Origin of the sequence: Streptomyces sp. NPDC046712, from assembly GCF_040645695.1 — a bacterium.
Taxonomy (GTDB): Bacteria; Actinomycetota; Actinomycetes; order Streptomycetales; family Streptomycetaceae; genus Streptomyces.
On the sequence record NZ_JBEYYW010000018.1, the window covers coordinates 140,101 to 163,646 of the forward strand.

The 23,546-nt window shown below is 71.0% G+C and carries 29 protein-coding genes and 2 pseudogenes; 15 read left to right on the plus strand and 16 right to left on the minus strand.

Translation table 11 applies throughout. The annotated features are described in order from the left end of the window. The first annotated feature begins 2 nt into the window (after nt 1–2). Entirely contained in the window at nt 3–866 is an 864-nt protein-coding gene (locus tag ABZ939_RS23530) for an acyl-CoA thioesterase II (RefSeq protein ID WP_361858441.1), read from the plus strand. Here ABZ939_RS23530 and ABZ939_RS23535 read toward each other — a convergent pair. Beyond that, the gene (locus tag ABZ939_RS23535) at nt 863–1,075 is read right to left on the minus strand and encodes a DUF6011 domain-containing protein (RefSeq protein ID WP_361858444.1); all 213 of its coding nucleotides are present in this window, start codon (nt 1,073–1,075) and stop codon (nt 863–865) included. The two genes, ABZ939_RS23530 and ABZ939_RS23535, sit on opposite strands and share 4 nt — an antisense overlap. Before the next feature lie 37 nt (nt 1,076–1,112). Here ABZ939_RS23535 and ABZ939_RS23540 point away from each other — a divergent pair, with 37 nt between their 5' ends. Next, a complete protein-coding gene (locus tag ABZ939_RS23540) occupies nt 1,113–1,595 on the plus strand; it encodes a glutathione peroxidase (RefSeq protein ID WP_361858447.1) in 483 nt (160 codons plus the stop codon). Beyond that, nucleotides 1,588–2,355, plus strand: a complete 768-nt coding sequence (locus tag ABZ939_RS23545) for a putative protein N(5)-glutamine methyltransferase (RefSeq protein ID WP_361858450.1) — start codon at nt 1,588–1,590, stop codon at nt 2,353–2,355. The genes ABZ939_RS23540 and ABZ939_RS23545 overlap by 8 nt, the downstream gene beginning before the upstream one ends. Nucleotides 2,356–2,389: 34 nt before the next feature. Here the strand turns inward: ABZ939_RS23545 and ABZ939_RS23550 are convergent, their stop codons facing one another. After that, on the minus strand, nt 2,390–3,763 hold the full coding sequence (locus tag ABZ939_RS23550; protein WP_361858453.1) for a cytochrome P450: 1,374 nt from the start codon (nt 3,761–3,763) through the stop codon (nt 2,390–2,392). A 136-nt stretch (nt 3,764–3,899) separates the two neighbouring features. On the opposite strand from ABZ939_RS23550, the gene ABZ939_RS23555 reads away from it, so the two are divergent. Then, nucleotides 3,900–4,367, plus strand: a complete 468-nt coding sequence (locus ABZ939_RS23555) for a VOC family protein (protein WP_361858456.1) — start codon at nt 3,900–3,902, stop codon at nt 4,365–4,367. Between the two features lie 109 nt (nt 4,368–4,476). Here ABZ939_RS23555 and ABZ939_RS23560 read toward each other — a convergent pair whose 3' ends face one another. Then, entirely contained in the window at nt 4,477–4,755 is a 279-nt protein-coding gene (locus ABZ939_RS23560) for a hypothetical protein (protein ID WP_361858459.1), read from the minus strand. Between ABZ939_RS23560 and ABZ939_RS23565 the strand changes: the two genes are divergently transcribed. Then, nucleotides 4,745–5,125 (plus strand): DUF4232 domain-containing protein, encoded by a 381-nt coding sequence (locus ABZ939_RS23565; RefSeq protein ID WP_361858462.1) that lies wholly within the window; start codon nt 4,745–4,747, stop codon nt 5,123–5,125. The two genes, ABZ939_RS23560 and ABZ939_RS23565, sit on opposite strands and share 11 nt — an antisense overlap. A 21-nt stretch (nt 5,126–5,146) precedes the next feature. On the opposite strand, the gene ABZ939_RS23570 is transcribed toward ABZ939_RS23565, so the two are convergent. Continuing rightward, entirely contained in the window at nt 5,147–6,373 is a 1,227-nt protein-coding gene (locus tag ABZ939_RS23570) for an acyl-CoA dehydrogenase family protein (RefSeq protein WP_361858466.1), read from the minus strand. Between the two features lie 163 nt (nt 6,374–6,536). Here ABZ939_RS23570 and ABZ939_RS23575 point away from each other — a divergent pair, with 163 nt between their 5' ends. Further along, complete coding sequence (locus ABZ939_RS23575) at nt 6,537–7,184, plus strand: TetR family transcriptional regulator (RefSeq protein WP_361858469.1); 648 nt, start codon at nt 6,537–6,539, stop codon at nt 7,182–7,184. Between the two features lie 34 nt (nt 7,185–7,218). Here the strand turns inward: ABZ939_RS23575 and def are convergent, their stop codons facing one another. Continuing rightward, nucleotides 7,219–7,779 carry a peptide deformylase gene (def, locus tag ABZ939_RS23580; RefSeq protein ID WP_361858472.1) on the minus strand — a complete coding sequence of 187 codons (561 nt, stop codon included), beginning with the start codon at nt 7,777–7,779 and terminating at the stop codon, nt 7,219–7,221. 126 nt (nt 7,780–7,905) lie between these two features. Here def and ABZ939_RS23585 point away from each other — a divergent pair, with 126 nt between their 5' ends. The 5 genes from ABZ939_RS23585 (at nt 7,906) to ABZ939_RS23605 (ending at nt 12,485) form a co-directional block, all read left to right on the plus strand. Beyond that, nucleotides 7,906–9,153: a MurT ligase domain-containing protein gene (locus tag ABZ939_RS23585; RefSeq protein WP_361858475.1), complete on the plus strand. Its 1,248-nt coding sequence runs from the start codon at nt 7,906–7,908 to the stop codon at nt 9,151–9,153. A 20-nt stretch (nt 9,154–9,173) separates the two neighbouring features. Next, entirely contained in the window at nt 9,174–9,902 is a 729-nt protein-coding gene (locus ABZ939_RS23590) for a glutamine amidotransferase (RefSeq protein ID WP_361858478.1), read from the plus strand. A gap of 188 nt (nt 9,903–10,090) precedes the next feature. Continuing rightward, a complete protein-coding gene (locus tag ABZ939_RS23595) occupies nt 10,091–11,116 on the plus strand; it encodes a 6-phosphofructokinase (protein ID WP_361858480.1) in 1,026 nt (341 codons plus the stop codon). A gap of 104 nt (nt 11,117–11,220) precedes the next feature. Continuing rightward, entirely contained in the window at nt 11,221–12,171 is a 951-nt protein-coding gene (locus tag ABZ939_RS23600; protein ID WP_361858483.1) for a cytochrome c oxidase assembly protein, read from the plus strand. A gap of 104 nt (nt 12,172–12,275) precedes the next feature. After that, the gene (locus tag ABZ939_RS23605) at nt 12,276–12,485 is read left to right on the plus strand and encodes a hypothetical protein (RefSeq protein ID WP_361858587.1); all 210 of its coding nucleotides are present in this window, start codon (nt 12,276–12,278) and stop codon (nt 12,483–12,485) included. Nucleotides 12,486–12,552: 67 nt separating this feature from the next. Here ABZ939_RS23605 and ABZ939_RS23610 read toward each other — a convergent pair whose 3' ends face one another. Then, a complete protein-coding gene (locus tag ABZ939_RS23610; RefSeq protein WP_361858485.1) occupies nt 12,553–12,903 on the minus strand; it encodes a PRC-barrel domain containing protein in 351 nt (116 codons plus the stop codon). Nucleotides 12,904–12,994: 91 nt separating this feature from the next. Then, the gene (locus tag ABZ939_RS23615; protein WP_361858488.1) at nt 12,995–14,008 is read right to left on the minus strand and encodes a DUF3048 domain-containing protein; all 1,014 of its coding nucleotides are present in this window, start codon (nt 14,006–14,008) and stop codon (nt 12,995–12,997) included. Between the two features lie 84 nt (nt 14,009–14,092). Between ABZ939_RS23615 and ABZ939_RS23620 the strand changes: the two genes are divergently transcribed. Both ABZ939_RS23620 and ABZ939_RS23625 read left to right on the plus strand, forming a co-directional pair. Further along, entirely contained in the window at nt 14,093–14,824 is a 732-nt protein-coding gene (locus ABZ939_RS23620) for a lysophospholipid acyltransferase family protein (RefSeq protein WP_361858491.1), read from the plus strand. Nucleotides 14,825–14,949: 125 nt separating this feature from the next. After that, nucleotides 14,950–15,162 (plus strand): annotated as a pseudogene (locus ABZ939_RS23625) (NAD(P)-dependent oxidoreductase); the annotation flags it as partial. A gap of 49 nt (nt 15,163–15,211) precedes the next feature. On the opposite strand, the gene ABZ939_RS23630 reads toward ABZ939_RS23625, so the two are convergent. From ABZ939_RS23630 to ABZ939_RS23670, 9 genes and pseudogenes are all read right to left on the minus strand, one after another. Beyond that, nucleotides 15,212–16,789 carry an alpha/beta hydrolase gene (locus tag ABZ939_RS23630; protein WP_361858494.1) on the minus strand — a complete coding sequence of 526 codons (1,578 nt, stop codon included), beginning with the start codon at nt 16,787–16,789 and terminating at the stop codon, nt 15,212–15,214. A gap of 159 nt (nt 16,790–16,948) precedes the next feature. Further along, entirely contained in the window at nt 16,949–17,713 is a 765-nt protein-coding gene (locus ABZ939_RS23635) for an urease accessory protein UreD (RefSeq protein ID WP_361858578.1), read from the minus strand. Then, nucleotides 17,710–18,399 (minus strand): urease accessory protein UreG, encoded by a 690-nt coding sequence (gene ureG, locus ABZ939_RS23640; protein ID WP_361858497.1) that lies wholly within the window; start codon nt 18,397–18,399, stop codon nt 17,710–17,712. Before ureG ends, ABZ939_RS23635 begins: the two co-directional genes overlap by 4 nt. 41 nt (nt 18,400–18,440) lie before the next feature. Continuing rightward, a complete protein-coding gene (locus ABZ939_RS23645) occupies nt 18,441–19,106 on the minus strand; it encodes an urease accessory UreF family protein (protein ID WP_361858499.1) in 666 nt (221 codons plus the stop codon). A gap of 10 nt (nt 19,107–19,116) precedes the next feature. Beyond that, nucleotides 19,117–20,838, minus strand: coding sequence for an urease subunit alpha (locus tag ABZ939_RS23650; RefSeq protein WP_361858502.1), 1,722 nt, complete (start codon nt 20,836–20,838; stop codon nt 19,117–19,119). Next, on the minus strand, nt 20,831–21,175 hold the full coding sequence (locus tag ABZ939_RS23655) for an urease subunit beta (protein WP_361858505.1): 345 nt from the start codon (nt 21,173–21,175) through the stop codon (nt 20,831–20,833). The genes ABZ939_RS23650 and ABZ939_RS23655 overlap by 8 nt, the downstream gene beginning before the upstream one ends. Before the next feature lie 16 nt (nt 21,176–21,191). Then, nucleotides 21,192–21,494: an urease subunit gamma gene (locus ABZ939_RS23660; protein ID WP_361858508.1), complete on the minus strand. Its 303-nt coding sequence runs from the start codon at nt 21,492–21,494 to the stop codon at nt 21,192–21,194. A 137-nt stretch (nt 21,495–21,631) separates the two neighbouring features. After that, a pseudogene (locus tag ABZ939_RS23665) lies at nt 21,632–21,886 on the minus strand (TetR/AcrR family transcriptional regulator); the annotation flags it as partial. 139 nt (nt 21,887–22,025) lie between these two features. Further along, nucleotides 22,026–22,310: a type II toxin-antitoxin system Phd/YefM family antitoxin gene (locus ABZ939_RS23670; protein WP_361858511.1), complete on the minus strand. Its 285-nt coding sequence runs from the start codon at nt 22,308–22,310 to the stop codon at nt 22,026–22,028. A gap of 58 nt (nt 22,311–22,368) precedes the next feature. Between ABZ939_RS23670 and ABZ939_RS23675 the strand changes: the two genes are divergently transcribed. Next, nucleotides 22,369–22,992, plus strand: a complete 624-nt coding sequence (locus tag ABZ939_RS23675) for an ATP-dependent Clp protease proteolytic subunit (RefSeq protein WP_361858514.1) — start codon at nt 22,369–22,371, stop codon at nt 22,990–22,992. A 7-nt stretch (nt 22,993–22,999) separates the two neighbouring features. Continuing rightward, nucleotides 23,000–23,305: a hypothetical protein gene (locus ABZ939_RS23680; RefSeq protein WP_361858517.1), complete on the plus strand. Its 306-nt coding sequence runs from the start codon at nt 23,000–23,002 to the stop codon at nt 23,303–23,305. Nucleotides 23,306–23,546 lie beyond the last annotated feature (241 nt).

Here is a 23,546-nt window from a genome sequence, read left to right on the forward strand (position 1 = left end):
AGGTGACCAATCCCGCCGAGAGGCTCGTCGACCTGCTCGATCTGGAGCAGATCGAGGTCAACATCTTCCGTGGCCAGAGCCCGCAGGAGTCGCTGCAACGGGTCTTCGGCGGGCAGGTCGCCGGCCAGGCGCTGGTGGCGGCGGGTCGCACCACGGAGGGCGGCCGACCGGTGCACTCGCTGCACTCCTACTTCCTGCGGCCGGGACGGCCCGGGGTGCCGATCGTGTACCAGGTGGAGCGGGTGCGGGACGGGCGTTCGTTCACCACCCGCCGGGTCACAGCGATCCAGCAGGGGCGCACGATCTTCAATCTGACCGCCTCCTTCCACCTGCCGGAGGAGTCCGGGTTCGAGCACCAGCTTCCGCCGCGGCACATGACGGACCCGGAGACCCTGCCGAGGCTCGCGGACGAGATCCGCGACCATCTGGGCGTGCTGCCGGAGGCCCTGGAACGGATGGCCCGGCGCCAGCCGTTCGACATCCGCTACGTGGACCGGCTGCGCTGGACGAAGGACGAGGTCAAGGGCGCGGACCCGCGCAGCGCGGTGTGGATGCGGGCGGTGGGCCCGCTCGGGGACGACCCGCTGGTGCACACCTGCGCGCTGACGTACGCGTCCGACATGACGCTGCTGGACGCGGTACGGATCCCGGTGGAGCCGCTGTGGGGGCCGCGGGGCTTCGACATGGCCTCGCTGGACCACGCGATGTGGTTCCACCGTCCCTTCCGGGCGGACGAGTGGTTCCTGTACGACCAGGAGTCGCCGATCGCGACGGGCGGCCGCGGCCTGGCCCGCGGCCGGATCTACGACCGCGAGGGACGGCTCTTGGTCTCCGTCGTGCAGGAGGGCCTGTTCCGGAAGCTCTAGGTTCCCGGGAGGGTGTCCTGGTCGACCTCGTGGCGGCGGGTGCGGATGTCCGGGCCCGGCGGGTGGAGCTTGGCGTCGCAGGAGGGGCCGAGGCCGGTGCGGCGGGACTCCACGCCGGTCAGGAGCCGGCCGCACAGCCGGCACCGCACGCGCCGCCGCGTGGCCTCCGGGGCGGAATCGATGTCGATTGCCAGTGGTTCATCACTCATGTTGTGATCACACCCTAGTCTCGACGAGGAGCTCTCCATGAGTTTGTACGACATCCCCCTGCGCACGCTGTCCGGCGACCCGATCTCGCTGGCCGACTACCGCGACCAGGCCGTCCTGGTCGTCAACGTCGCCTCGAAGTGCGGTCTGACGCCGCAGTACGCGGGCCTCGAGCGGCTGCAGAAGGAGTACGGGGAGAAGGGCTTCACCGTGCTCGGCGTGCCCTGCAACCAGTTCCTGGGCCAGGAGCCGGGCGACGCGGAGGAGATCCAGACCTTCTGCTCGGCGACGTACGGCGTGACGTTCCCGCTCCTGGAGAAGACGGATGTGAACGGCGAGGCCCGTCACCCGCTCTACGCGGAGCTGACGAAGGTCGCGGACGCCGAGGGCGAGTCCGGGGACGTCCAGTGGAACTTCGAGAAGTTCCTGATCGGCAAGGACGGGCAGGTCACCCGCTTCCGTCCGCGTACCGAGCCCGAGGCCCCGGAGGTCGTCGCGGCCATCGAGGCGCAGCTTGTCTGACACGACGGTCGTCACCCGGCTGCGCGCGGCCGGCTGTGTCTTCGCCGAGGAGGAGGCGGAGATGCTCCTCGCCGCCGCGGCCGGTCCCGCCGAGCTCGACGCGATGGTCGAGCGGCGGGCCGCCGGGCTCCCTCTGGAGCACGTGGTGGGGTGGGCCGCCTTCGCGGGCCTGCGGATCGAGGTCGACAGCGGGGTGTTCGTGCCCCGGCGGCGGACGGAGTTCCTCGTCGAGCAGGCCGTGAGCCTGGCGGGGCCCGGGGCCGTCTGCGTCGATCTGTGCTGCGGCTCCGGCGCGGCGGGGGCGGTGCTGCTGTCCGCCGTGGAGGGCGCCGAGGTGTACGCCTCGGACATCGAGCCCGCCGCCGTGCGCTGCGCGCGGCGCAACATCGAGCCGCGCGGCGGCCGCGTCTTCGAGGGCGACCTGTTCGCCGCGCTGCCGGACGCACTGCGCGGCCGGATCGAGGTACTGGTCGCCAATGTGCCGTACGTACCGACCGAGGAGGTCGGCCTGCTGCCCCCCGAGGCGCGCGAGCACGAACCGCTGGTCGCGCTCGACGGCGGCTCGGACGGCCTCGACGTGCTGCGCAGGGTGGCGGCCGAGGCTGCCGACTGGCTGGCGCCGGGCGGGCATCTGCTGGTCGAGACGAGCGAGCGGCAGGCCGCCCGGGCCGTCGAGACGGTCTCCCGGTGCGGCCTGACGCCGCGGTTGGTCACCTCGGACGAGCTGTACGCGACGGTCGTCGTCTCGACCCGTCCATGACGTGCGCGGGGCCGGTCGCCGGCCCCGCGCCGGACTAGGCGGTGCGGGGCCGGACCCGGCAGCGCGCCCGGCCGGCCGCCTGGAGGGTGATCGCGGCGTCGACCGGCACCTCCGTGTCGATCGCCTCCAGGTCGTACTCCTGAAGGATCATCGCCAGCGCGATCACGGACTCCAGCATCGAGAAGTGCTGCCCGATGCAGGCGCGCGGACCGCCGCCGAAGGGGAACCAGGCGTAGCGGGGGCGGCTCGCCTCGGCCTCGGGAGTGAAGCGCTCGGGGTCGAAGCGCTCGGGGTCCTCCCAGTACGCGGGGTGCCGGTGGGTGACCCAGGGGGCGACGATCACATCGGCGCCGGCGGGGATGGTGTGGCCGCCGATCTCGGTGGCGGCGACCGCGCGGCGGCCGATGGCGGGTGCGGCCGGGAAGAGCCGCATGGCCTCCTTCAGCACCTGGGTGACGTAGGGCAGGGAGTCGAAGTCGGCCGCGCCGGGGGTACGGCCGGCCAGGACGCGGTCGACCTCCTCGTGGGCCCGCTTGCGCTGCTCCGGGTGGAGGGCGAGCAGGTGCAGGGCGAAGCCGAGGGAGGTGGCCGTCGTCTCGTGTCCGGCGAGCAGGAAGACGAGGACCTGTTCGCGCAGTTCGGAGGCGTCGAAGCTGCCGTCCTCGGCGCTCTCGGCCTCGGCGAGCAGGGACAGCAGGTCCTGTCCGCCGCCGTCTCCGGCGTTCGGTCCTGCCGCCTGCCGCTGGGCGATGATCCGGTCGCAGACGGCGTAGAGCTCCTCGTGCGCGGCGGCGGCTCGGCGGTTGCCGGGGGTGGGCCAGTCGCGGGGGATGTTGAGGGGCGAGAAGCCGCGGCGCAGGACGTAGTCGCCCATGACCGGGAAGGCGCGCTCGACGATCTCGACGGCCGCGTCGACGTCCGTGCCGAAGAGGATGCGGGCGACGGCGCGCAGGGCGAGTCGGGTCATCTCGTCGATGACGTCGACGGTGGAGTCCTCCGCGGTGCGCCACTCCGCGGTGACGGTCGCCACCTCGGCGGCGATGGCCTCGGCGTAGCTGTCGACGCGGCGGCGGGTGAAGAGCGGCTGGACGAGCCTGCGCTGGCGCAGGTAGTCCTCGTCCTGGCTGGTCAGCAGACCGTTGCCGAAGGACTCGCGCACCTCCTGGTAGAAGGCGTTGTCCTTGCGGAAGTTGGCGGACTCCGTGGCGAGGACCTGCTGGGCCCCTTCGGCGGAGAAGACCCCGTACACGGTCGCGCGCACTCCGGGCGGTCCGGCGGTGATCCGGACGACGTCGCCGTGTGCGCGCTGGGCGTTCAGGAAGGTGCCGAGCGAGTCGTTCTTGAGGTCGAACATCGAGCCGAGCAGCGGCAGCCCCGCCGGGCCCGGAATCGCGTTGGTCGTTGCCATGTGTGCGTTGCCCCCTTGATCGTCACCGGCCCGCCGATTGTCTCCCACCGAGTGACCCACCGGTAGCCATGGGCGAACACCGCGCCGAATCCGGCGTGTTGGCTCGATTGTCGGTGGCGCCTGGGAGGCTCGTGCCATGGAGCCTCTCGAGATGACCCTGCAGCTCACCATCGACTGTGCCGACCCCCAGCGGCTCGTCCGCTTCTGGGCGGAGGCCTTGCGGTACGTACCGCAGCCGCCACCGGAGGGCCATGCGACCTGGCGGGCGTACTGGGCGTCGATCGGCGTCCCGGAGGAGGAGCTGCCCGAGGGGGTCGGGGAGCTGCCCGAGTCCATCGTGGACCCGAGGGGGATCGGGCCGCGGGTCTGGTTCCAGCAGGTCCCGGAGCCGAAGACGGTCAAGAACCGGGTCCATCTGGATCTGAAGATCGGCGGCGGCCGGGAGGTGCCGCTGGCGCTGCGGCGCGAGCGGGTGGACGGCGAGGTCGCACGGCTGACGGCGCTGGGCGCGTCGATCCTGTACACGATGGACGAGCCGGACGGGATGGACTACTACGCGGTGGTGCTCCAGGACCCGGAGGGGAACGAGTTCTGCGTGGTGTGAATTCGTGGTGGATTCGGGAAAGCCCGGTCACCGAATCGTGAAGGTACGGCGAGACGCTGGTGCCCTGTCCGCGCACGCGCGCTTCTCACTCGGGGGAACCGATGACCTATCACGTCCGCCACGGCGTCCGCAGAGCCGCCGTCGTCCTCGCCGCCGTCTCGGCACTGGCTCTGACGGCCTGTGGGCCCGAGGAGGTCCCGCCCCCGGCGGCTCCGTCGAAGCCGGTCACCCCGTCGGCCACGCCGTCGGCCACGTCGCCCTCGAAGCCGGCCCCGTCGAAGTCGGCGGCCCCGTCGAAGCCGTCCGGTCCGTCGGGCACCCCCGGCGAGGGCTCGGCCGATCCCGACTTCGCGGTCTTCCCGTGCAGCACGTTCGACGTGCGGTTCACAGCGACCCTCGCGGAGCGGACCACGAGCAGCTATCTGCTGAAGATCACCAACAAGAGCGGCAAGCCGTGCAAGGTGCTGGACTACCCGATCGTGACCTTCGGCGACCTGGACGGCGCGGCGACGGAGCGTACGGAGACGCACCCCGGCACCGACATCAGGCTGGCGCCGGGTGAGTCGGCGTACGCGGGGCTCATGGGCGGCACGAACGACGGCTCGGGCCGGACCGTCGACTCGATCGCGATGACCATGAACACCGCGTCCGACCTGGAGCAGGTGCCGCTGAGGGCGTCGACCCCCGGCTTGTACGTGTCGTCCCGCAACTCGGTCACCGCATGGGTGTCCAACGCCGAGGACGCCCTCAGTCTCTAGGGGGTGTCCGCCGGACGGGCGCTAGCGGATCGGCATCCCCGAGAGGGTGCGGGCGATGACCAGGCGCTGGATCTCGCTCGTGCCCTCGAAGATGGTGTAGATCGCCGCGTCGCGGTGCATGCGCTCCACCGGGTACTCCCGGGTGAAGCCGTTGCCGCCGAGGATCTGGATGGCCTGGCCGGTGACCTTCTTGGCGACCTCGCTCGCGTACAGCTTGGACATCGAGCCCTCGGCCGAGGTGAACGGCTTGCCGGTGGTCGCCATCCAGGAGGCGCGCCAGACGAGGAGCCGGGCGGCGTCGATCTGGGTGCGCATGTCGGCGAGCTGGAAGGCGATGCCCTGGTTGTCGATGATCGGGCGGCCGAACTGCTCGCGGGTCTTCGCGTAGTCGAGGGCGACCTCGTACGCGGCGCGGGCGGTACCGACCGCCATGGCGCCGACGGCGGGGCGGGAGGCCTCGAAGGTGGCCATCGCGGCGTTCTTCACCCGGTCCCCGCCGCTCCTGGCCTTCTCGCGCGCCCGGGCGAGGCGCTCGTCGAGCTTCTCCTTGCCGCCGAGGAGGCAGTGGCCGGGGACACGCACGTTCTCCAGGACGACCTCGGCGGTGTGCGAGGCGCGGATGCCGTGCTTCTGGAACTTCTGCCCCTGGGAGAGACCGGGGGTGTTCGGCGGCACGATGAAGGAGGCGTGGCCCTTGGAGCCGATCTCGGGGTCGACGACCGCGACGACGACATGGACGTTGGCGATGCCGCCGTTGGTCGCCCAGGTCTTGGTGCCGTTGAGGATCCACTCGTCCTTGGCCTCGTCGTAGACGGCCCGGGTGCGCATCGAGGCGACGTCGGAGCCGGCGTCGGGCTCGGAGGAGCAGAAGGCGGCGACCTTGACGTCGTTCACGTCGCCGTACATCTGCGGGATCCAGGTGCCGATCTGCTCCTCGGTACCGTTGGCGAGGACGCCGACGGCGGCGAGGCCGGTGCCTACGATGGAGAGGGCGATGCCCGCGTCGCCCCAGAACAGCTCCTCCATCGCCATGGGGATGCCGAGGCCGGTCGGGTCGAAGAACTGCTGGGCGTAGAAATCGAGGGAGTAGATGCCGATCTTGGCGGCTTCCTGGATGATCGGCCAGGGAGTCTCCTCACGCTCGTCCCACTCGGCGGCGGCGGGGCGCATCACGTCCTCGGCGAAGCCGTGCAGCCAGTCACGGACCTGCTTCTGGTCGTCGTTGAGTTCGAGCGTGAACTCGGCCATCGTTCCCTCCCAGCGTGCGTTACTTGCGGTAACAGCAGTCTGTTACTCGCTGGTAGCCGCTGTCAACCAGCGATGGAGCGCCGAGGACCGCGCGGCACCGAGTGCCGGACTGGTGTTACGTTGCGACAGCCTCACGGAATTCGCACGGGCGGGGAGACACGCTATGGAGACCACACACCGGACCACCGACCAGCAGTCGCCGGCCGATCAGCGGCGCCGCGAACTGTTGGAGGCGGCGGACCGCGTGGTGCTCCGGGACGGGCCCCAGGCCTCGATGAACGCGATCGCCGCGGAGGCGGGGATCACCAAGCCGATCCTCTACCGCCACTTCGGCGACAAGGGCGGGCTGTACCGGGCCCTCGCGACCCGGCACACCGACGCGCTTCTCGGCGCGCTGCGGGCGGCACTCGACGCGCCGGCCGACCGGCGCCGGCGGGTCGAATCGACGCTCGACACGTATCTCGCCTCGATCGAGGCGCTGCCGCAGGTCTACCGCTTCCTGATGCACCCGGCGGAGGAGTCGCACCAGGCCGAGCAGAGCTTCGACGTGGGCCGCCACTCGGCGCCGGTGCTGCGGCGGATGGGCGAGGAGCTCGGCCAGGTCATCGCCGAGCGCATCGACCTCGGCCCCGGGGGCGAGGCGCAGGCACGGATCTGGGGCCACGGCATCGTGGGCATGATGCACGCGGCGGGCGACTGGTGGCTCGGCGAGCGCCCCTGCTCGCGGAGCGAGTTGGTTCGGGCGCTGGCGGATCTGCTGTGGGGGCGGCTGGCCGAGGCGGAGGACCGCGCCGGGGCTCCGGGGTTCTGACACCGGGCCCGCGGCGCGAACGAGGGCGAGGCGGTCAGCGGCGCAGCGCGTCCGCGCCCGTCCCCCACGGCTCCTTCCTGATCGCCCGCATCAGGCGTGACTTGCGCCACCCCGTCACATGGTCCGCGTAGACGCCGCCCTTCAAGTGGTCCGTCTCGTGCTGGAGGCAGCGGGCGAAGAAGCCCGTCCCCTCCACGCGGGCCGGGGTGCCGTCCAGGAGGACGCCCTCGACCACCGCGCGGTCGAAGCGGGGCGTCGGCGCTTCCAGGCCCGGCAGGGACAGGCAGCCCTCGGCGCCCCGGATCACGTCCCCGTCCACCTCCACCAGGCGGGGGTTCACCAGGTGCCCGAGGTGGCGCACGTCCTCGTCGTCCGGACAGTCGTAGACGAAGACCCGCAGACCCACCCCCACCTGGTTCGCCGCGAGGCCCACGCCGTTCGCGGCGTACATCGTGGCGAACATGTCCTCGATCAGCCGGGCGAGCTCCGGGCCGAAGTCGCTGACGGGTTCACAGGGGGCGTGCAGCACCGGGTCGCCGAGCAAGGTCATGGCTCGGACGTGGCCGGAACTGCCGGGGATCGGCCGGTTTCGCATGGGCGTAAGGGTACGGTCCGCTGTGACCTCGGAGTTTCGGCAAGGGTCCCGGTGGTGCCGCGGTTCGGGTCCCTGGCCGGATCTCGATAGGCTGAGCCCGGACCGACGCAAGGAGGAACAAGAACGATGTCAGGACACCCCGGTAATCCAGAGCCGCTGTCGCCGCGCGCCAAACTGGCCGTGACGGCGGGCAAGGCCGCGGCGGCGGTGTCGCGCGCGGCGGGACGCGGCAGCGGATCGGTGATCGGCGGCAAGGTGGCGCTGAAGCTCGACCCGGACCTGCTGGGTCGGCTCGCGCAGCATCTGGACGTCGTCCTGGTGTCCGCGACCAACGGCAAGACCACCACGACGCGGCTGATCGCAGAGGCCCTGCGGGCCAGCGGCCCCGTCGTCTCCAACGCGCTGGGCGCCAACATGCCCGCGGGCATCACCTCGGCCCTCGCCGGCGGCTCGGACGCCAAGTACGGCGTGATCGAGGTCGACGAGAAGTACCTCGCCGGAGTCGCCCGGGACACCACGCCCAAGGCGATCGCGCTGCTCAACCTCTCCCGCGACCAGCTGGACCGCGCCGCCGAGACCCGGATGCTCGCCGAGAAGTGGCGCGAGGGTCTGAACGGGTCGAAGGCCGTGGTCATCGCCAACGCAGACGACCCGCTGATCGTGTGGGCCGCCTCCTCCTCCCCCAACGTGGTGTGGGTCGCCGCCGGCCAGGAATGGAAGGACGACGCCTGGTCCTGCCCCGCGTGCGGTGGTGTGATGCAGCGTCCGGGCGACGACTGGTTCTGCGGCGAGTGCGGTTTCCGCCGCCCGGCGCCGAGTTGGGCACTCAACGGCGACCACGTGCTCGACCCGCACGGTTCGGCCTGGCCGATCCACCTCCAGCTGCCCGGCCGCGCCAACAAGGCCAACGCCGCGACCTCCGCCGCCGTCGCCGCCGTCTTCGGTGTCCCGCCGCAGGTCGCCCTGGAGCGCATGTACCAGGTGCAGGCCGTGGCCGGCCGCTATGACGTGGTCTCCTTCCAGGGCCGCGAGCTGCGACTGCTGCTCGCCAAGAACCCGGCGGGCTGGCTCGAAACGTTTTCCCTCATCGATCAGCCGCCGGCCCCGGTGATCCTCTCCGTCAACGCGCGCGGCGCCGACGGCACGGACACCTCCTGGCTGTGGGACGTGGACTACGGGCGGCTCGCCGGCCACCCGATCATGGTGATCGGCGACCGCAAGCTGGACCTGGCGGTCCGGCTCGAGGTCGCGGGCGTGGACTTCCGCGTGTGCGAGACGATCGACGAGGCGGTCCAGCTGGCCCCGCCCGGACAGATCGAGCTGATCGCCAACTACACCGCCTTCCAGGACGTCCGCCGCCGCGTCGGCAACTGACCCGTAGAGGACTTTGCAGCATGAGTGAGAGCAGCCTGCGCCTGGTCTGGGTCTACCCGGACCTGCTCAGCACCTACGGCGACCAGGGCAACGCCCTCGTCGTCGAGCGCCGCGCCCGCCAGCGCGGTCTGGACGTCCAGCGCGTCGACGTCCGCAGCGACCAGCCGGTGCCGACCTCCGGCGACATCTACCTGATCGGCGGCGGCGAGGACCGGCCGCAGCGGCTCGCGGCCGAGCGGCTGCGCCGCGACGGCGGGCTGTCCCGCGCCGCCTCGAACGGCGCGATCATCTTCTCGGTCTGCGCCGGCTACCAGATCCTGGGCCACGAGTTCATCAACGACCTCGGCGAGCGCGAGCCCGGCCTCGGTCTGATCGATGTGATCTCCACCCGCGGCGAGGGCGAGCGGTGCGTCGGCGACGTCCTCGCGGACATCGACCCGCGCCTCGGTCTCCCCCAGCTCACCGGGTTCGAGAACCACCAGGGCATCACCCATCTCGGCCCGACGGCCCGCCCGTTCGCCCGCACGGTCCTGGGCAAGGGCAACGGCACCGGCGACGGCACCGAGGGCGCGTACAACGACACCGTCTTCGGCACGTACATGCACGGCCCGGTCATGGCCCGCAACCCGCAGATCGCGGACCTGCTCCTCAAGCTGGCCCTCGACGTGAACGCGCTGCCGCCGACCGACGACCGGTGGTACGAGGCGCTGCGCGCCGAGCGCATCGCCGCCGCGACGCAGCCCGCCTGACGGAGTCCCACGGAGCCCGAGGGCGTGCACGTCTGAGCAGGCGTGCGCGCATTGGATTCGTAAGTCAATACGGTGTCCACTCTGCGGACATCGGGTTCGGCCCCGCCTCCCAGCACCGATAGGGTGGCGGGGATCCAACCGGACGACGTGGTCCGGGAGTCGGCCCACGTTGCAAAGGTATTTGGGCTATGCGCATTGGTGTGCTCACCTCCGGCGGCGACTGCCCCGGTCTGAACGCCGTCATCCGTTCCGTCGTGCACCGCGCCGTCGTCGACCACGGTGACGAGGTCATCGGCTTCCACGACGGCTGGAAGGGCCTCCTCGAGGCCGACTACCGCAAGCTCGACCTCGACGCGGTGGGCGGCATCCTGGCCCGTGGCGGCACCATCCTCGGCTCCTCCCGGGTCCAGCCCGCGCACCTGGTCGACGGCGTCGAGCGCGCCAAGGGCCATGTCGCCGAGCTCGGCCTCGACGCGATCATCCCGATCGGCGGCGAGGGCACCCTGAAGGCCGCCAACCTGCTCTCGCAGGCCGGGCTGCCGATCGTCGGCGTGCCGAAGACCATCGACAACGACATCTCCTCGACCGACGTCACCTTCGGCTTCGACACCGCCGTCGGCGTGGCGACCGAGGCCCTGGACCGGCTGAAGACCACCGCCGAGTCCCACCAGCGCGTGCTCATCGTCGAGGTCATGGGTCGGCACACCGGCTGGATCGCCCTTCACTCCGGCATGGCCGCCGGCGCGCACGCGATCGTCGTGCCCGAGCGTCCCTTCGACATCGACGAGCTGACCGCGCGGGTCGGCGAGCGCTTCGAGGCCGGCAAGCGCTTCGCGATCGTGGTGGTCGCCGAGGGCGCCAAGCCGCGCGAGGGCTCGATGAGCTTCGAGGTCGGCGCCAAGGACCAGTACGGCCACGAGCGCTTCACCGGGGTCGCCAACCAGCTGTCGGTGGAGCTGGAGCGACGCCTCGGCAAGGAGGCCCGCCCGGTGATACTCGGTCACGTCCAGCGCGGCGGCACGCCGACCGCGTACGACCGTGTCCTCGCCACCCGCTTCGGCTGGCACGCGGTGGAGGCGGCGCACCGCGGCGAGTTCGGGATGCTGACCGCGCTGCGCGGCACGGAGATCACGATGGTCCCGCTGGCCCAGGCGGTGGAGACCCTCAAGACGGTTCCGGCCGAGCGGTACGCCGAGGCCGAGTGCGTGCTCTGACCGCCGCACCGACGCCATGAACCGCCCCCGGTCGCATCCGCGAACGGGGGCGGTTCTAGTCTGGTGCGGACAACAAGCGCGAATCGGGCTCCAGGAGTACACAGATGGATCACAGCGGGCACGGCATGACCATGGATCTGCCGCCGTTCACGCTGGGACGGGGGCTGGAGTTCTCGCCGGACCTGTTCTTCCTCATCGGCTGCGTCGTGGGGCTCGCGCTGTACGGATGGGGCGTGGCGCGGCTGCGCGGGCGCGGTGACGCCTGGCCGGTCAGCCGGACGGTCTTCTTCACCACGGGCGTGCTGACCGTCGCGCTGATGATGTGCACCAAGCTCAACGACTACGGCATGGTCATGTTCAGCGTGCACATGGTGCAGCACATGGTCATCTCGATGCTCTCGCCGATCCTGCTCCTGCTCGGCGCGCCGGTGACGCTGGCGCTGCGCGCTCTGCCGGTCGCGGCCCGGGGCAGCAAGGGGCCGCGCGAGTGGCTGCTCGCCCTGCTGCACAGCCGCTACATGCGGATCATCACGCATCCCGCCTTCACGATCCCGCTCTTCATCGCGAGCCTGTACGGCTTCTACTTCACCCCGCTCTTCGACACCCTGATGGGGTCGAAGGTCGGGCACATCGCGATGATGGTGCACTTCCTCGCCGTCGGCCTGGTCTTCTTCTGGCCGATCATGGGCGTCGACCCGGGACCGCACCGCCCCGGCTATGTGATGCGGATGCTGGAGCTCTTCGCGGGCATGCCGTTCCACGCCTTCTTCGGCATCGCGCTGATGATGGCGACCGAGCCGATGATCAAGGCGTACGAGAATCCGCCGGCCTCGCTGGGGATCGACGCGCTCACCGACCAGAACGCGGCGGGCGGCATCGCCTGGGCGTTCAGCGAGATCCCGTCGGTGCTCGTCCTGATCGCGCTGGTGTACCAGTGGTACCACTCCGAGCAGCGGCAGGCCGTCCGCAAGGACCGGGCCGCCGACCGCGACGGGGACAAGGAGCTGGAGGCGTACAACGCGTATCTCGCCTCGCTCCAGACCCGCGGGCAGTAGCCCTCGCGACACCGGGCGGGAGGCGGAAGTGACGCGGGAGTAGCGCTGCGCCCGCCTCAGGGGTCACGATGAGCGTGACGGCCCCGTCGGGAGGAGGCGGACAGATGTCCGGTCCCACGAAGGCGATGTGCGCGATCACCGTCGCTGCCCTGGTGCTGACGACGGCGTACACGGTGGCGCTCGGCAGCAGCGGCTGGCTCTGGTTCGGCTGGGTGGTGCTCGGCGTGGTCACCATCGGCATGGCGGCTGCGGACAGCAGCGCCCCCGCACGCGCCCGCAGGCGCGGACCGAGCAGGCCTGGCCCTCAACCCTGACAGGCCGGGCCCTCGACCACTGAGTTCTCGGCCCTTCACCCCTGAGCACCAGGGCCTGTCCGTGGGCTCACATGTGCCGGTTGCTGTAGTAGTACTCGATCAGCTTGATCAGTTCGCCGTCCTCCTCGTACTGCCCGCTGTCGAAGTTCGGTGAGTCCTTGACCTCGTCCTTCGTGCAGGAGACATGGACGGTCTCGTTCTCGGGGTCGATACGGGAGACCAGACCGGCGGGCAGCAGCACGCGCTTGCCGAGGATCCACGGTCCGGTGTCCACGACGAGATAGGACCGGCCGACGTCCTCGGTGTGCTTGTCGATCTTGCCGATCGAACCGTCGGTGGCCTCGACGCCGTATCCGATGAGCCGGGCTCCGGGCACATGGCCCGAGGTCTCCGGGTAGCCCCAGATGTCCGCGCCCATGGCGGGCCTCCTCCCTGGTCGTACCCGGCGGGTACCCGCCGGCGCGGGGGCTATCCGCGGGAGCCGTCCGCCGCGGCCGGCCGCGCGGGGGCTATCCGCGCGGGGCGAGGACGATCCAGGTGTGGCCCGGTGCGAAGTTCAGGGGCGCGCCGGCCGGGGTGGTGAAGGCGGTGCCGTCCTCGGCGGCCGGGCGGCTCCAGCGGGCGTCGTGGGCCTTGCCGTCGCGCAGGACGAGGGCGTTTCCGCTGCCGACCGTCTCGGTGTACGGGGAGACGCTGCCGAGGAAGTCGGAGAACTTCGAGGGCCTGATCGTCACGTACTGCACCACGACGGTGGTGGCCTTCACCGGGCCGCGGTCGGTGGTCACGGCCGCCCGGCCGTCCATCGCGACCCGCCAGCTCTTCTCGGCGGCGTTCCAGGTGAACGTGTAGCGGGCGGCCGGGAAGCGTACGGTGCGTTCGTTGACCGCCGTGCCGCCCGCGGGGGCCGCTCCGAAGCGGAAGCCGATGTCCTTGGCGTCGTCGGCCTTCGGTGCGGCGGCGAGCGCGCGCTCGGGCAGCAGGTACAGATTGTGCGGAGCGGGCCGGGCGCGTTCGCGCAGATAGGCGCCGGGGGCGTCCTCCGGGGGCACCGCGTACAGCGGCGCTGCCTTCAGCAGCGGTTTCAGGCCCGAGTGCGAGCCGGAGTACGCGAGCGCCGGCCGGCCGAACTGGCGCAGCAGCTCGATGTCGGACTCGCGGGCGCTGCGCACGGGTCCGATCCGGTCGGGAAGGTCGGAGGAGTAGACGGCGAGCAGCCGGGTCTGGCCGCCCTCCACCTGCTCGACGTAGACCAGGTCGGCCGCGTCGAGGCCGGTGTGCGGGCGCGCCGGAGGCACGTTGTCGATCTTGACGGCGAGCACGGGGGCGGGTCCGGCCGGCAGCCCCGTGAAGGGCGACCGCTTCGCCTGGTCGGGGAGGGGGGTGGTCGGCGTGGTGGGCGCGGGTGTCGGGGTCGGCTCGGGGGTGCCGGAGTCGGCACATCCGTACAACCCGGCGGTCATCACCGCGCACAGCAGCGCGGTGACGGCTGCGCCGGGCGGTATTCGTGGGCGTGCGGCAGCCATCAGGTCCACTCTCCGTCTCCAGTGTGGACCACGGTCGCGCAAGTGGTTACAAATAAGCGTCGCTCTACGAAACGGGGGCCGCCGGTGTTCTACCACCTGCTGAAGTACGTTCTGCTCGGGCCGTTGCTGAGGCTGCTCTTCCGGCCTCGCATCGAGGGTCTCGAAAACATCCCGGAGGAGGGCGCGGCGATCGTCGCCGGCAATCATCTGTCGTTCTCCGACCACTTCTTGATGCCCGTCGTACTCAAGCGGCGGATCACCTTCCTCGCCAAGCAGGAGTACTTCACCGGACCCGGGCTCAAGGGCCGGCTGACCGCGGCGTTCTTCCGCAGCGCCGGGCAGATCCCGGTCGACCGTTCCGGCAAGGAGGCCGGGCAGACGGCGATCCGCGAGGGGCTCGGGGTGCTGTCGAAGGGCGAACTGCTCGGGATCTATCCGGAGGGCACCCGCTCGCACGACGGGCGGCTCTACAAGGGCAAGGTCGGCGTCGCGGTCATGGCGATCACGGCCGGGGTGCCGGTGATCCCCTGCGCGATGGTGGGGACCTTCGAGATCCAGCCGCCCGGTCAGGTCGTGCCGAAGGTCAGGCGGGTCACCATCCGGTTCGGGGCACCCCTGGACTTCTCGCGATACGCCGGCATGGAGGGCGAGAAGGCCGCGGTCCGCGCGGTGACGGACGAGATCATGTACGAGATCCTCGCGCTGTCCGGACAGGAGTACGTCGACGACTACGCGGCCAAGGTGAAGGCCGCGGAGGAGCAGGCGAAGGCGCAGAACGCCAGGGCTCCGCGAAAGTTCCCGCGCCGCGGACGCTGACGGCGGATCCGCGCTCGGCGAAAGAACCTGGGACGGCGATCCGCCTCGCCGTAGCGTCGCGCGCATGGCCAAGGGAAACGCACTCGTACTCGGAGCGACAGGACAGGTGGGGCGGGCTGCCTGGCCATCCGATCGTCTACGGGATGACGGCGGCGGAGCGGGAGTTGGGGTACCGGCCGGTGGTGTCGTACGCGGATTCGCTGGCGCCGACGGTGAAGTGGCTGAGCGGGCGGCTGGCGGGCCGGGAGTGGCGGGAGGCTTTCCCGGGTCTGGCGAAGTACCAGGTGGACTTCTTCGACTACGCGGCCGAGGACGCCTGGCTCGCCTCCCGTACATGAGGGAGGGGCGGGCCGCCGGGCGGCCCGCCCCTCCCCCCTCATCCGGTGCCTACGGCTGGGGCGTGGCGTGCGGCGTGCACGTCACGTCCTTGCTGTCGAGCTTGCCCGACAGCAGGTAGGCCTCCACCCGCGTGTTCAGGCACGGGTTGGTGAGGTTGGTGATGCCGTGCGAGCCGGCGTCCTTCTCCGTGATCAGGCGCGAGCCCTTGAACCGCTTGTGCAGCTCGACCGCTCCGGCGTACGGGGTGGCCGCGTCGCGCTCGGCCTGGGTGATGAGCACCGGCGCCAGACCCTTGCCGGTCCGCACCTCGGTCGGGCGCTGACGCGGGGTGGACCAGGTGGCGCAGGGCAGGTTCATCCAGGCGTTGGACCAGGTCATGAACGGGTACTGCTCGTGGAGCCGGCTGTTGTCGCGGTCCCACTTCCTCCAGCTGGTCGGCCAGGGGGCGTCGGCGCACTCGACGGCGGTGTAGACCGCGTTGCCGTTCTCGGACGCGGCGTTGCCGGCCGTGTCGGTGAGGTCGGCCGCCGCCGAGTCGATCAGCGGCTGCGGGTCACCGGCGGCGTACGCGCTCCATGCCTCGGCGACCGGCACCCACATGGAGTCGTAGTAGGGCGCGTTCTGGAAGAAGCCGATGAGTTCGGCCGGGCCGACCTTGCCGCCGAGGGGGTTCTTCTTGGCGGCGGCGCGCAGGGTCTCCCACTGCTGCCGGACCTCGGCGTAGGTGTCGCCGAGGTGGAAGGTGGCGTCGTGCTGGGCGACCCAGGTCATCCAGTCCTTGAGCCGGCCCTCGAAGGCGATGTCCTGGTCGAGGTTGACCTCGTACCAGATCTTGCGCGTCGACGGGTTCACGACGCTGTCGAGCACCATGCGGCGGACGTGCGTCGGGAAGAGCGTGCCGTAGACGGCGCCGAGGTAGGTGCCGTAGGAGACACCGACGAAGTTGAGCTTCTTCTCGCCGAGCGCGGCCCTGATGACGTCGAGGTCGCGCGCGGTGTTGAGGGTGTTGATGTACGGCAGGATGTCGCCGCTCTTCTCCGCGCACCCCGCGGCGTACTCGGCGGCGAGCTTGCGCTGCGCGCGCTTGTCGGCCTCGCTGTCGGGGACCGGGTCGAGCTTGGGGCCCTTGACGAACTCGGTCGGGTCGACGCAGGAGATGGGCGCCGAGTGGCCGACGCCGCGCGGGTCGAAGCCCACGAAGTCGTACGCCTTGGCGGTGTTCGCCCAGATCTTGTTCTGGGTGGTGACCCGGCGCGGGAAGCGCAGGCCGGAACCGCCGGGGCCGCCGGGGTTGTAGAGCAGCGCGCCCTGACGCTCGGCGGGCGTGCCGGTGGCGCCGATGCGGTCGACGGCTATCTTGATCTGCTTGCCGTCGGGCTTGCTGTAGTCGACCGGGACGGTGACCCAGCCGCAGGTGATGGGCTTCTCGAGGCCCCAGTCGGCCGGGCAGTCCTTCCAGTCGATGCCCTGCTTCGCCGCCCGCTCGGCCGCCAGGGCGACGCCGCGCGCCTCCGCGTCCGGACGGTGGCGGCTGTCGGCGGTGGCGGTCGGCGCCGCCAGCGCACCCGCCATGAGCGTGCCCGCTATCAGAGTGCCGGCCGAGCCGAGCACTGCTGTGCGTCTCACGTGGTCCCTCCCCCTCTGTCGGCGCCGCCCCCGTGGCCGCGCCGTGATGTCGGTCTGTCCGGGGGATCCTTTCGTTCGACAGGCTCATGGCAAAAGGGCGTACAGGTGTTTCTTTGCCGAACCAATAACCGGAGACCGGTGTACCGCTGAGCGGTGAACTCAGGACGGCGCGGGGATGCTCAGCGCGTCGTCGAGGATGCTCAACGCTTCGTCGAGGGTGCGGCGCAGCTGGAGGGCGTCGGCGGCGACGACGGTGACGAGGGCACCGGGGCCGGCGAGCGGGGCGAGCACGGCGTTTCCGGCGAGCGTCCGGGGCGCCATCGGCTTCTCCTCGAACTCGGGGTCGACGACGAGGAGTTGGCCGATCGCGCGGTGGCCGGCGAGGACCGCGCCGCCGTTCCACCCGCCGGGGGCGCCGGGTCCGTACGCCAGCTCCTGGTCGAGCAGGGGCCGTCCGGCGCGGCGGACGGTGAGGCGGGTGACGAGCGTGCCGGTCTCCTCGCCGTGGCGGCCGAGGATCTGTTCCTCGCGGAGCACGAGCCGTGCGGTGGGGGCGAGTTCGACGGTGGTCCGCATCCGCAGGTCGGAGCCGCGCGCGGAGACGAGCTGTTCGGGGAGCCAGCGCAGCACGGCGCCGTCGCCGACGGTGAGCCCGATGTCGTACGCGGCGGGCTCGGCGGCGCGGCCGGGGAGCGCCACCGTCGCGGCGGCCGAGTCGACCAGGAGCCGCGCCCCGTCCCGTACCTCCGTCTCGATGGCGAGCCGGTCACCGCCGAGCGGGGCGCTCATCGCGCCGACGACGGTGACACGGGTGTACGGGCCGGTGGTGCGGGTGCGGCGGAGCGCGAGGGGGCCGTCGCTCTCCAGGAGCGGCAGTCCGCCGTCGGCGTCGGCGGCGATCCGTGCGGTGGCGCGCAGGCTCATGCGGTGGCGGTCGCGTTCCACGCGGCGAGCCGCTCGCGGACCCAGTCGGCCACGGGGGCGACACCGTGTCGGCCGGTGAGCGAGGTGAAGGCGACGGGCAGGTCGCCTCGCTGCTCCTTCGCGTCCCTGGCCATGCGGTCCAGGTCGGAGCCGACGTAGGGGGCGAGGTCGGTCTTGTTGACGACGAGCAGGTCGGCGGTGGTGACACCGGGGCCGCCCTTGCGGGGGATGTCGTCGCCGCCGGCGACGTCGATGACGAAGATCTGGGCGTCGACCAGGCCCTTGGAGAAGGTGGCGGTCAGGTTGTCGCCGCCGGACTCGACCAGGATGAGGTCGAGCGGGCCCACGGTGTCCTCCAGCTCCTCGACGGCTTCGAGGTTGGCGGAGATGTCGTCGCGGATCGCGGTGTGCGGGCAGGCGCCGGTCTCGACGGCCTGGATCCGCTCGGGGGGCAGGACGGCGTTGCGGAGCAGGAACTCGGCGTCCTCGCGGGTGTAGATGTCGTTGGTGACGACGGCGATCGAGAGCTGGTCACGCAAGGCCCGGCAGAGCGCGGCGACGGTGGCGGTCTTGCCGGAGCCGACGGGTCCGCCGAGTCCGATCCGCAGCGCGCGCCGGGTTCCGTCGGGGCGGTGGGCGTCGGCGGAGACGGCGCCGGTGTGGTCGTGGGAGTGGTCGAGGTGCATGGCTCTCCTGGGGGGATGTTCCGGGCGAATGCCCGGGGCGCTCACGAGGCGAAGAGGCGGACGGGCCAGGCCGCGTGCTGTTCTGCGGTGATGTCGAGGAGGGGCGCGGAGGCGGCGGGCAGGGCGTCGACGCCTTGCCGGGCGGCGGCTGCGGCTTCCTCGGCGACCCGGTCCATGGCGGGGGCGAGGCGGGCGAGGACGGCGGTGGCCTGGAAGGGGTCCAGGCCGAGGAGGCGTACGGCCGCGGTGGCCGGACCGCTGACCGTCTCGTACGCGACGCAGTGCGCGGCGTCCTCGGGGTCGAGCCCGGCGGCCCGGGCGGCGATACCGAGGACGACGGGCTGGTGGGCGCCGCGCGGGAACGCGGCGGCCAGCGCGTCGAGTTCGGGGCTGGGCCAGGTGGCCCGGGCCGCCCGCATCATCTGCCGGCCGAGCTTGCGGGCGGTGGTGCGCAGGGCCGGTGAGGGGGTGCGGGCGTCGGCGGCGGCGTCGAGGGCGTACGGGTCGAGGCCGAGCGCGGCCGCGGCGGCGAGGGCCGCCGCGGTGAGACCGCTGGTGTGCAGCCGGCCGCGGCAGAACGTGGCGAGGCTCGCCGCGTCCGTGATGCGGCCGGCCTTGACGGCGGCCTCGGCGCCGCCGGAGTGGGCGTGCCCGCCGGCGGGGAAGCGCCCGTCGGCGAGCACGAGGAGGGCGGCGCGACTGCTCATGTCAGGCCCATCAGAAGAGGAAGTAGCGCTGGGCCATGGGCAGTTCGGCGGCGGGCGCCGGCTCGACCGGTTCGCCGTCGATCGTCACCGTGAAGGTGTCGGCGTCGACCTCGACCCGGGGCAGGGCGTCGTTCTCCCGCATGTCCGCCTTGGTGATCCGGCGGGTGTTCTTGATGGCGACGAACTTCTTGTCCAGGCCGAGGCGTTCGGGGAGATCGTCCTCGATCGCCGCCTGGGAGACGAAGTTGAGGGAGTTGACCGCGGGGGCCTTGCCGAGCGCCCCGAACATCGGGCGGGGGAGGATGGGCTGGGGTGTGGGGATGGAGGCGTTGGCGTCGCCCATCTGGGCGTAGGCGATCTGGCCGCCCTTGAGGACGACCAGGGGCTTCACCCCGAAGAACGCGGGTTCCCACAGGACGAGGTCGGCGAGCTTGCCGGTCTCGACCGAGCCGATCTCGTGGTCGAGTCCCTGAGCCACCGCCGGGTTGATCGTGTATTTGGCGACATAGCGACGGGCGCGACGGTTGTCGGCACGGCCGTCCCCGGGGAGGGCGCCGCGGTGCTTCTTCATCACGTGGGCGGTCTGCCAGGTCCGCATGATCACTTCGCCGATCCGGCCCATCGCCTGCGAGTCGGAGGAGATGATCGAGATGGCGCCGAGGTCGTGCAGATGGTCCTCGGCGGCGATGGTCGAGGGCCGGATCCGGGATTCGGCGAAGGCCAGGTCCTCGGGCACCGCCGGGTTCAGGTGGTGGCAGACCATCAGCATGTCGAGGTGTTCCTCGATGGTGTTGACGGTGTGCGGCCGGGTCGGGTTGGTGGAGCTGGGCAGGACGTGCGGCTCGGACACGACGGTGATGATGTCCGGCGCGTGCCCGCCGCCCGCGCCTTCGGTGTGGTACGCGTGGATGGTGCGTCCGGCGATGGCGGCGAGGGTGTCGCCGACGAATCCCGCCTCGTTCAGGGTGTCGGTGTGGATGGCGAGTTGGGCGCCGGTCTCGTCGCAGACGTTCAGGCAGGCGTCGATGACGGCGGGGGTCGCCCCCCAGTCCTCGTGGATCTTGAACCCGAGTGCGCCGCCCCGCAGTTGGGAGTACATGGCGTCGCGCGACATCGTGTTGCCCTTGCCGAGCAGTCCGATGTTGACCGGGGAGTTCTCCAGCGCCGCGAACATCCGGGCGAGGTGCCAGGGGCCGGGCGTGATGGTGGTGGCCTTGGTGCCCTCGGCCGGGCCGGTGCCGCCACCGACGAGGGTGGTGATGCCGGAGGCGAGGGCCTCGTCGATGATGGTCGGCGAGATGAAGTGGATATGGGTGTCGATGCCGCCCGCGGTGACGATCCGGCCGTTGCCCACGATCACTTCGGTCTCGGGCCCGATGACCAGGTCCGGGTGGACGCCGTCCATCGTGTCGGGGTTCCCGGCCTTGCCGATGCCGGTGATCCGGCCGTCGCGGATGCCGATGTCGGCCTTGACCACACCCCAGTGGTCGATGACGACGGCGCCGGTGATGACGGTGTCGGGTGCGCCTTCGGCCCGGGTCGTACGGGCCTGGCCCATCGATTCGCGGATGACCTTGCCGCCACCGAAGACGGCCTCGTCGCCCGCTCGGCCGGGTCCGCCGGAGCGGTCCTCCTCGATCTCGACGAGCAGGTCGGTGTCGGCGAGCCGGATGCGGTCGCCGGTGGTGGGGCCGAACAGGTCGGCGTAGACGGCGCGGTGCAGCTCAGGCACGGTCGGCTCCCTCGGCGTCGGCGTGGTGCGTGTCGAGCGGTCCCGCGGTCTCGCCGCGCAGGCCGGGGACGACCCGACGACCCGCCAGCGGGACCAGTTCGACCTCGACGGGGATGCCGGGCTCGAAGCGCACTGCGGTGCCGGCCGCGATGTGGAGGCGCCGGCCGCGCGCGGCGGCACGGTCGAAGTCGAGGCCGGGGTTGGCCTCGGCGAAGTGGTAGTGGGAGCCGACCTGGACGGGCCGGTCGGCGGCATTGAGCACGGTGATACGCGTGACGGGCCGTCCCTCGTTGAGGGCGACGGGACCTTCACCGAAAAGGACTTCTCCGGGAATCATCGGTGGCGTTCCCCCGTCACACGATCGGGTCGTGGACGGTGACGAGCTTGGTGCCGTCGGGGAAGGTCGCCTCGACCTGGACGTCGTGGATCATCTCCGGGATACCGGCCATGACGTCCTCGCGGCTGAGCACCTTGCGCCCGGAAGCCATGAGTTCGGCGACCGTGCGGCCGTCCCGGGCACCCTCCAGGATGTGGGAGGTGATCAGGGCGACGGCTTCGGGGTGGTTGAGCTTCACTCCGCGTGCTCTGCGCTTGTCGGCCACGTCCGCCGCGACATGAATGAGCAGGCGTTCCTGCTCGTGCGGGGTCAGTTGCACGCTTCCACCTCACAGTCGTCCACCGGGCGGTTCTCCCGGGCAGCAGCGGACCTTACCGATCTTCAACACACTGTTGAGCTGCGGCGACGGCTGCTGGGCCAGACATTGCACGTTAGGGCGGAAGTTTTTCCGGCGCGTTAACTCTGGCTTTGTGTCTCCATGGACATGAGCCCGCGCAGGCCGTCCTCCAGGATGTCGACGGTCACGTCACCGAGGAGCGCCTGCTGGGCGATGAAGCCCTGCGCGGTGGCGATGAGCGTGCGCGCGACCCGGTCGGCGGGGACGTCCGCCGCCATGAGCCCGCTCGCGCGATAGGCCTCGACGAGCTTGCCCCAGGCCTCGCGCATGCCGTCGTAGCCCGCGGAGAGGGTCTGGAAGAGCTGATCGTTCCGCTCGTACGGCGATCGTGGACCGGGTCGTATACGGCGCGGTGGTCGTCACCCCGCGGGGCCCCGAACGGCGCCCGTGGGCTGACGCCCTGCACGTACGGCCGAGTGCCCCCGCTGTAGCGGACGGGGGCACGCGGCTCTCTCATGCGCCAGGGGCACCCGGGTCGCGATGGCGGGCCGCGATGCCGAAGCGGCCCTGTTCACCCGGAGCGGACGCCAGGGTGCGCACGGAGGAGACGGAGCTGACCACCGGATCCTCGACGGTTTCCTGAACCGCTTCGAGTTTCTCCAGGTCAGCGGCGGAGACCAGCGCCACGAGCGGCTTGCCGTGCCGGGTCACCACGACCCGCTCATTGCCGTACACCACGCGGTTGATCAGGTCGGCGAGCTCTGCGCGTGCTTGCGTCACCGGAATCTCATAGGCCATGCTCCTCATCTTACGGAATGTACGTCCTGTACATTTTTCGAGAAGCCGGAGGCAGTCCATGGATGCCCGCTACGTCCTTCCCGAGTTCACCGAGCGCACCAGCTTCGGGAGCCGAACCCTCGATCCGTACTCCAAGCTCCTGGAGGAGCGGATCGTCTTCCTCGGCACGCCGATCGACGAGACCTCGGCCAACGACGTCATCGCCCAGCTGCTGCATCTGGAGTACGCCGACCCGGACCGGGACATCTCGCTCTACATCAACTCCCCCGGCGGTTCGCTCAGCGCCATGTCCGCGATCTACGACACGATGCAGGTCGTCACCTGCGCCGTGGAGACCACCTGCCTCGGCCAGGCGGTCTCCACGGCCGCCGTGCTGCTCGCGGCCGGCGCGCCCGGGAAGCGGCTCGCGCTGCCCGGCGCCCGGGTCGTGCTCCAGCAGCCCACGATGGACGAGCCGTTGCAGGGGCAGCCCAGCGATCTCGACATCCAGGCACGGGAATTGCTCCGGCTGCGCGCGATGATGGCCGGGATGCTGGTCACCCACACCGGCCGGAGCCGTGAGCGGATCGACGCCGACATCGACCGCGTCACGATTCTCGACGCGTCGGCCGCCACGGCGTACGGCCTGGTGGATCACGTGATCCAGAACCGTGGGGCGTCCGGCGGCGCCGGAGCGAGGTGAGCCGGAGATGGTTCCCGAGCTGCCGCCGCTGCCCGCCCTGACGCGCGCCGAGGGTGAGTTCGTCGACGCCTATCTCGAAGTCGTCGACCTTCTTGGACGAATCAATCCATCCAGAACCTTGCATACTTATGGGGCGCTGCGAGCGGCACAGGCCCTGGTGGGGCGGGCGACCGCCCTCCGCGATGCCCTGACGGTCATGCATGTACGCGGCGAGACCGAGGTGCACACGGAGACATTGGCCCGCGCGCTGCGGGTGTTGGACGGAGAGCGCCGCGCGGAGCGGGTCACCGTGCCTGGGACACGAGCGAGTTGACATATCCGCGTGTCGTGTCGAGGTCCACTCGGGGCATCGCGGCCATAGAAATCCTCCCTCGTTCGGCGTAGTCGACGAATCGACATATGTGCGGGGTGGGTTGCGCAGCAGGTGTACGCATCTGGCGGAATCGGGCGTTTCTCCCCTGGTACAAGGCTCGTCGGCCAAACCTCAGAAGATCACGAAACATGTCTGTCCACCCGAATGGATCAGTCGTGAGCAGCCTCACATAACGTCGTTT

Bases quoted from the DNA above. Each gene is read 5' to 3' on its own strand.
- ABZ939_RS23550 (WP_361858453.1), bottom strand. From the start codon at position 3,763: ATGGCAACGACCAACGCGATTCCGGGCCCGGCGGGGCTGCCGCTGCTC.
- ABZ939_RS23610 (WP_361858485.1), bottom strand. From the start codon at position 12,903: ATGGGCGCGGACATCTGGGGCTACCCGGAGACCTCGGGCCATGTGCCC.
- ABZ939_RS23575 (WP_361858469.1), top strand. From the start codon at position 6,537: ATGGAGACCACACACCGGACCACCGACCAGCAGTCGCCGGCCGATCAG.
- ABZ939_RS23590 (WP_361858478.1), top strand. From the start codon at position 9,174: ATGAGTGAGAGCAGCCTGCGCCTGGTCTGGGTCTACCCGGACCTGCTC.
- ABZ939_RS23555 (WP_361858456.1), top strand. From the start codon at position 3,900: ATGGAGCCTCTCGAGATGACCCTGCAGCTCACCATCGACTGTGCCGAC.
- def (WP_361858472.1), bottom strand. From the start codon at position 7,779: ATGCGAAACCGGCCGATCCCCGGCAGTTCCGGCCACGTCCGAGCCATG.
- ABZ939_RS23655 (WP_361858505.1), bottom strand. From the start codon at position 21,175: ATGATTCCCGGAGAAGTCCTTTTCGGTGAAGGTCCCGTCGCCCTCAAC.
- ABZ939_RS23615 (WP_361858488.1), bottom strand. From the start codon at position 14,008: ATGGCTGCCGCACGCCCACGAATACCGCCCGGCGCAGCCGTCACCGCG.
- ABZ939_RS23570 (WP_361858466.1), bottom strand. From the start codon at position 6,373: ATGGCCGAGTTCACGCTCGAACTCAACGACGACCAGAAGCAGGTCCGT.
- ABZ939_RS23535 (WP_361858444.1), bottom strand. From the start codon at position 1,075: ATGAGTGATGAACCACTGGCAATCGACATCGATTCCGCCCCGGAGGCC.
- ABZ939_RS23675 (WP_361858514.1), top strand. From the start codon at position 22,369: ATGGATGCCCGCTACGTCCTTCCCGAGTTCACCGAGCGCACCAGCTTC.
- ABZ939_RS23605 (WP_361858587.1), top strand. From the start codon at position 12,276: ATGTCCGGTCCCACGAAGGCGATGTGCGCGATCACCGTCGCTGCCCTG.
- ABZ939_RS23645 (WP_361858499.1), bottom strand. From the start codon at position 19,106: ATGAGCAGTCGCGCCGCCCTCCTCGTGCTCGCCGACGGGCGCTTCCCC.
- ABZ939_RS23595 (WP_361858480.1), top strand. From the start codon at position 10,091: ATGCGCATTGGTGTGCTCACCTCCGGCGGCGACTGCCCCGGTCTGAAC.
- ABZ939_RS23680 (WP_361858517.1), top strand. From the start codon at position 23,000: ATGGTTCCCGAGCTGCCGCCGCTGCCCGCCCTGACGCGCGCCGAGGGT.
- ureG (WP_361858497.1), bottom strand. From the start codon at position 18,399: ATGCACCTCGACCACTCCCACGACCACACCGGCGCCGTCTCCGCCGAC.
- ABZ939_RS23540 (WP_361858447.1), top strand. From the start codon at position 1,113: ATGAGTTTGTACGACATCCCCCTGCGCACGCTGTCCGGCGACCCGATC.
- ABZ939_RS23670 (WP_361858511.1), bottom strand. From the start codon at position 22,310: ATGGCCTATGAGATTCCGGTGACGCAAGCACGCGCAGAGCTCGCCGAC.
- ABZ939_RS23600 (WP_361858483.1), top strand. From the start codon at position 11,221: ATGGATCACAGCGGGCACGGCATGACCATGGATCTGCCGCCGTTCACG.
- ABZ939_RS23635 (WP_361858578.1), bottom strand. From the start codon at position 17,713: ATGAGCCTGCGCGCCACCGCACGGATCGCCGCCGACGCCGACGGCGGA.
- ABZ939_RS23585 (WP_361858475.1), top strand. From the start codon at position 7,906: ATGTCAGGACACCCCGGTAATCCAGAGCCGCTGTCGCCGCGCGCCAAA.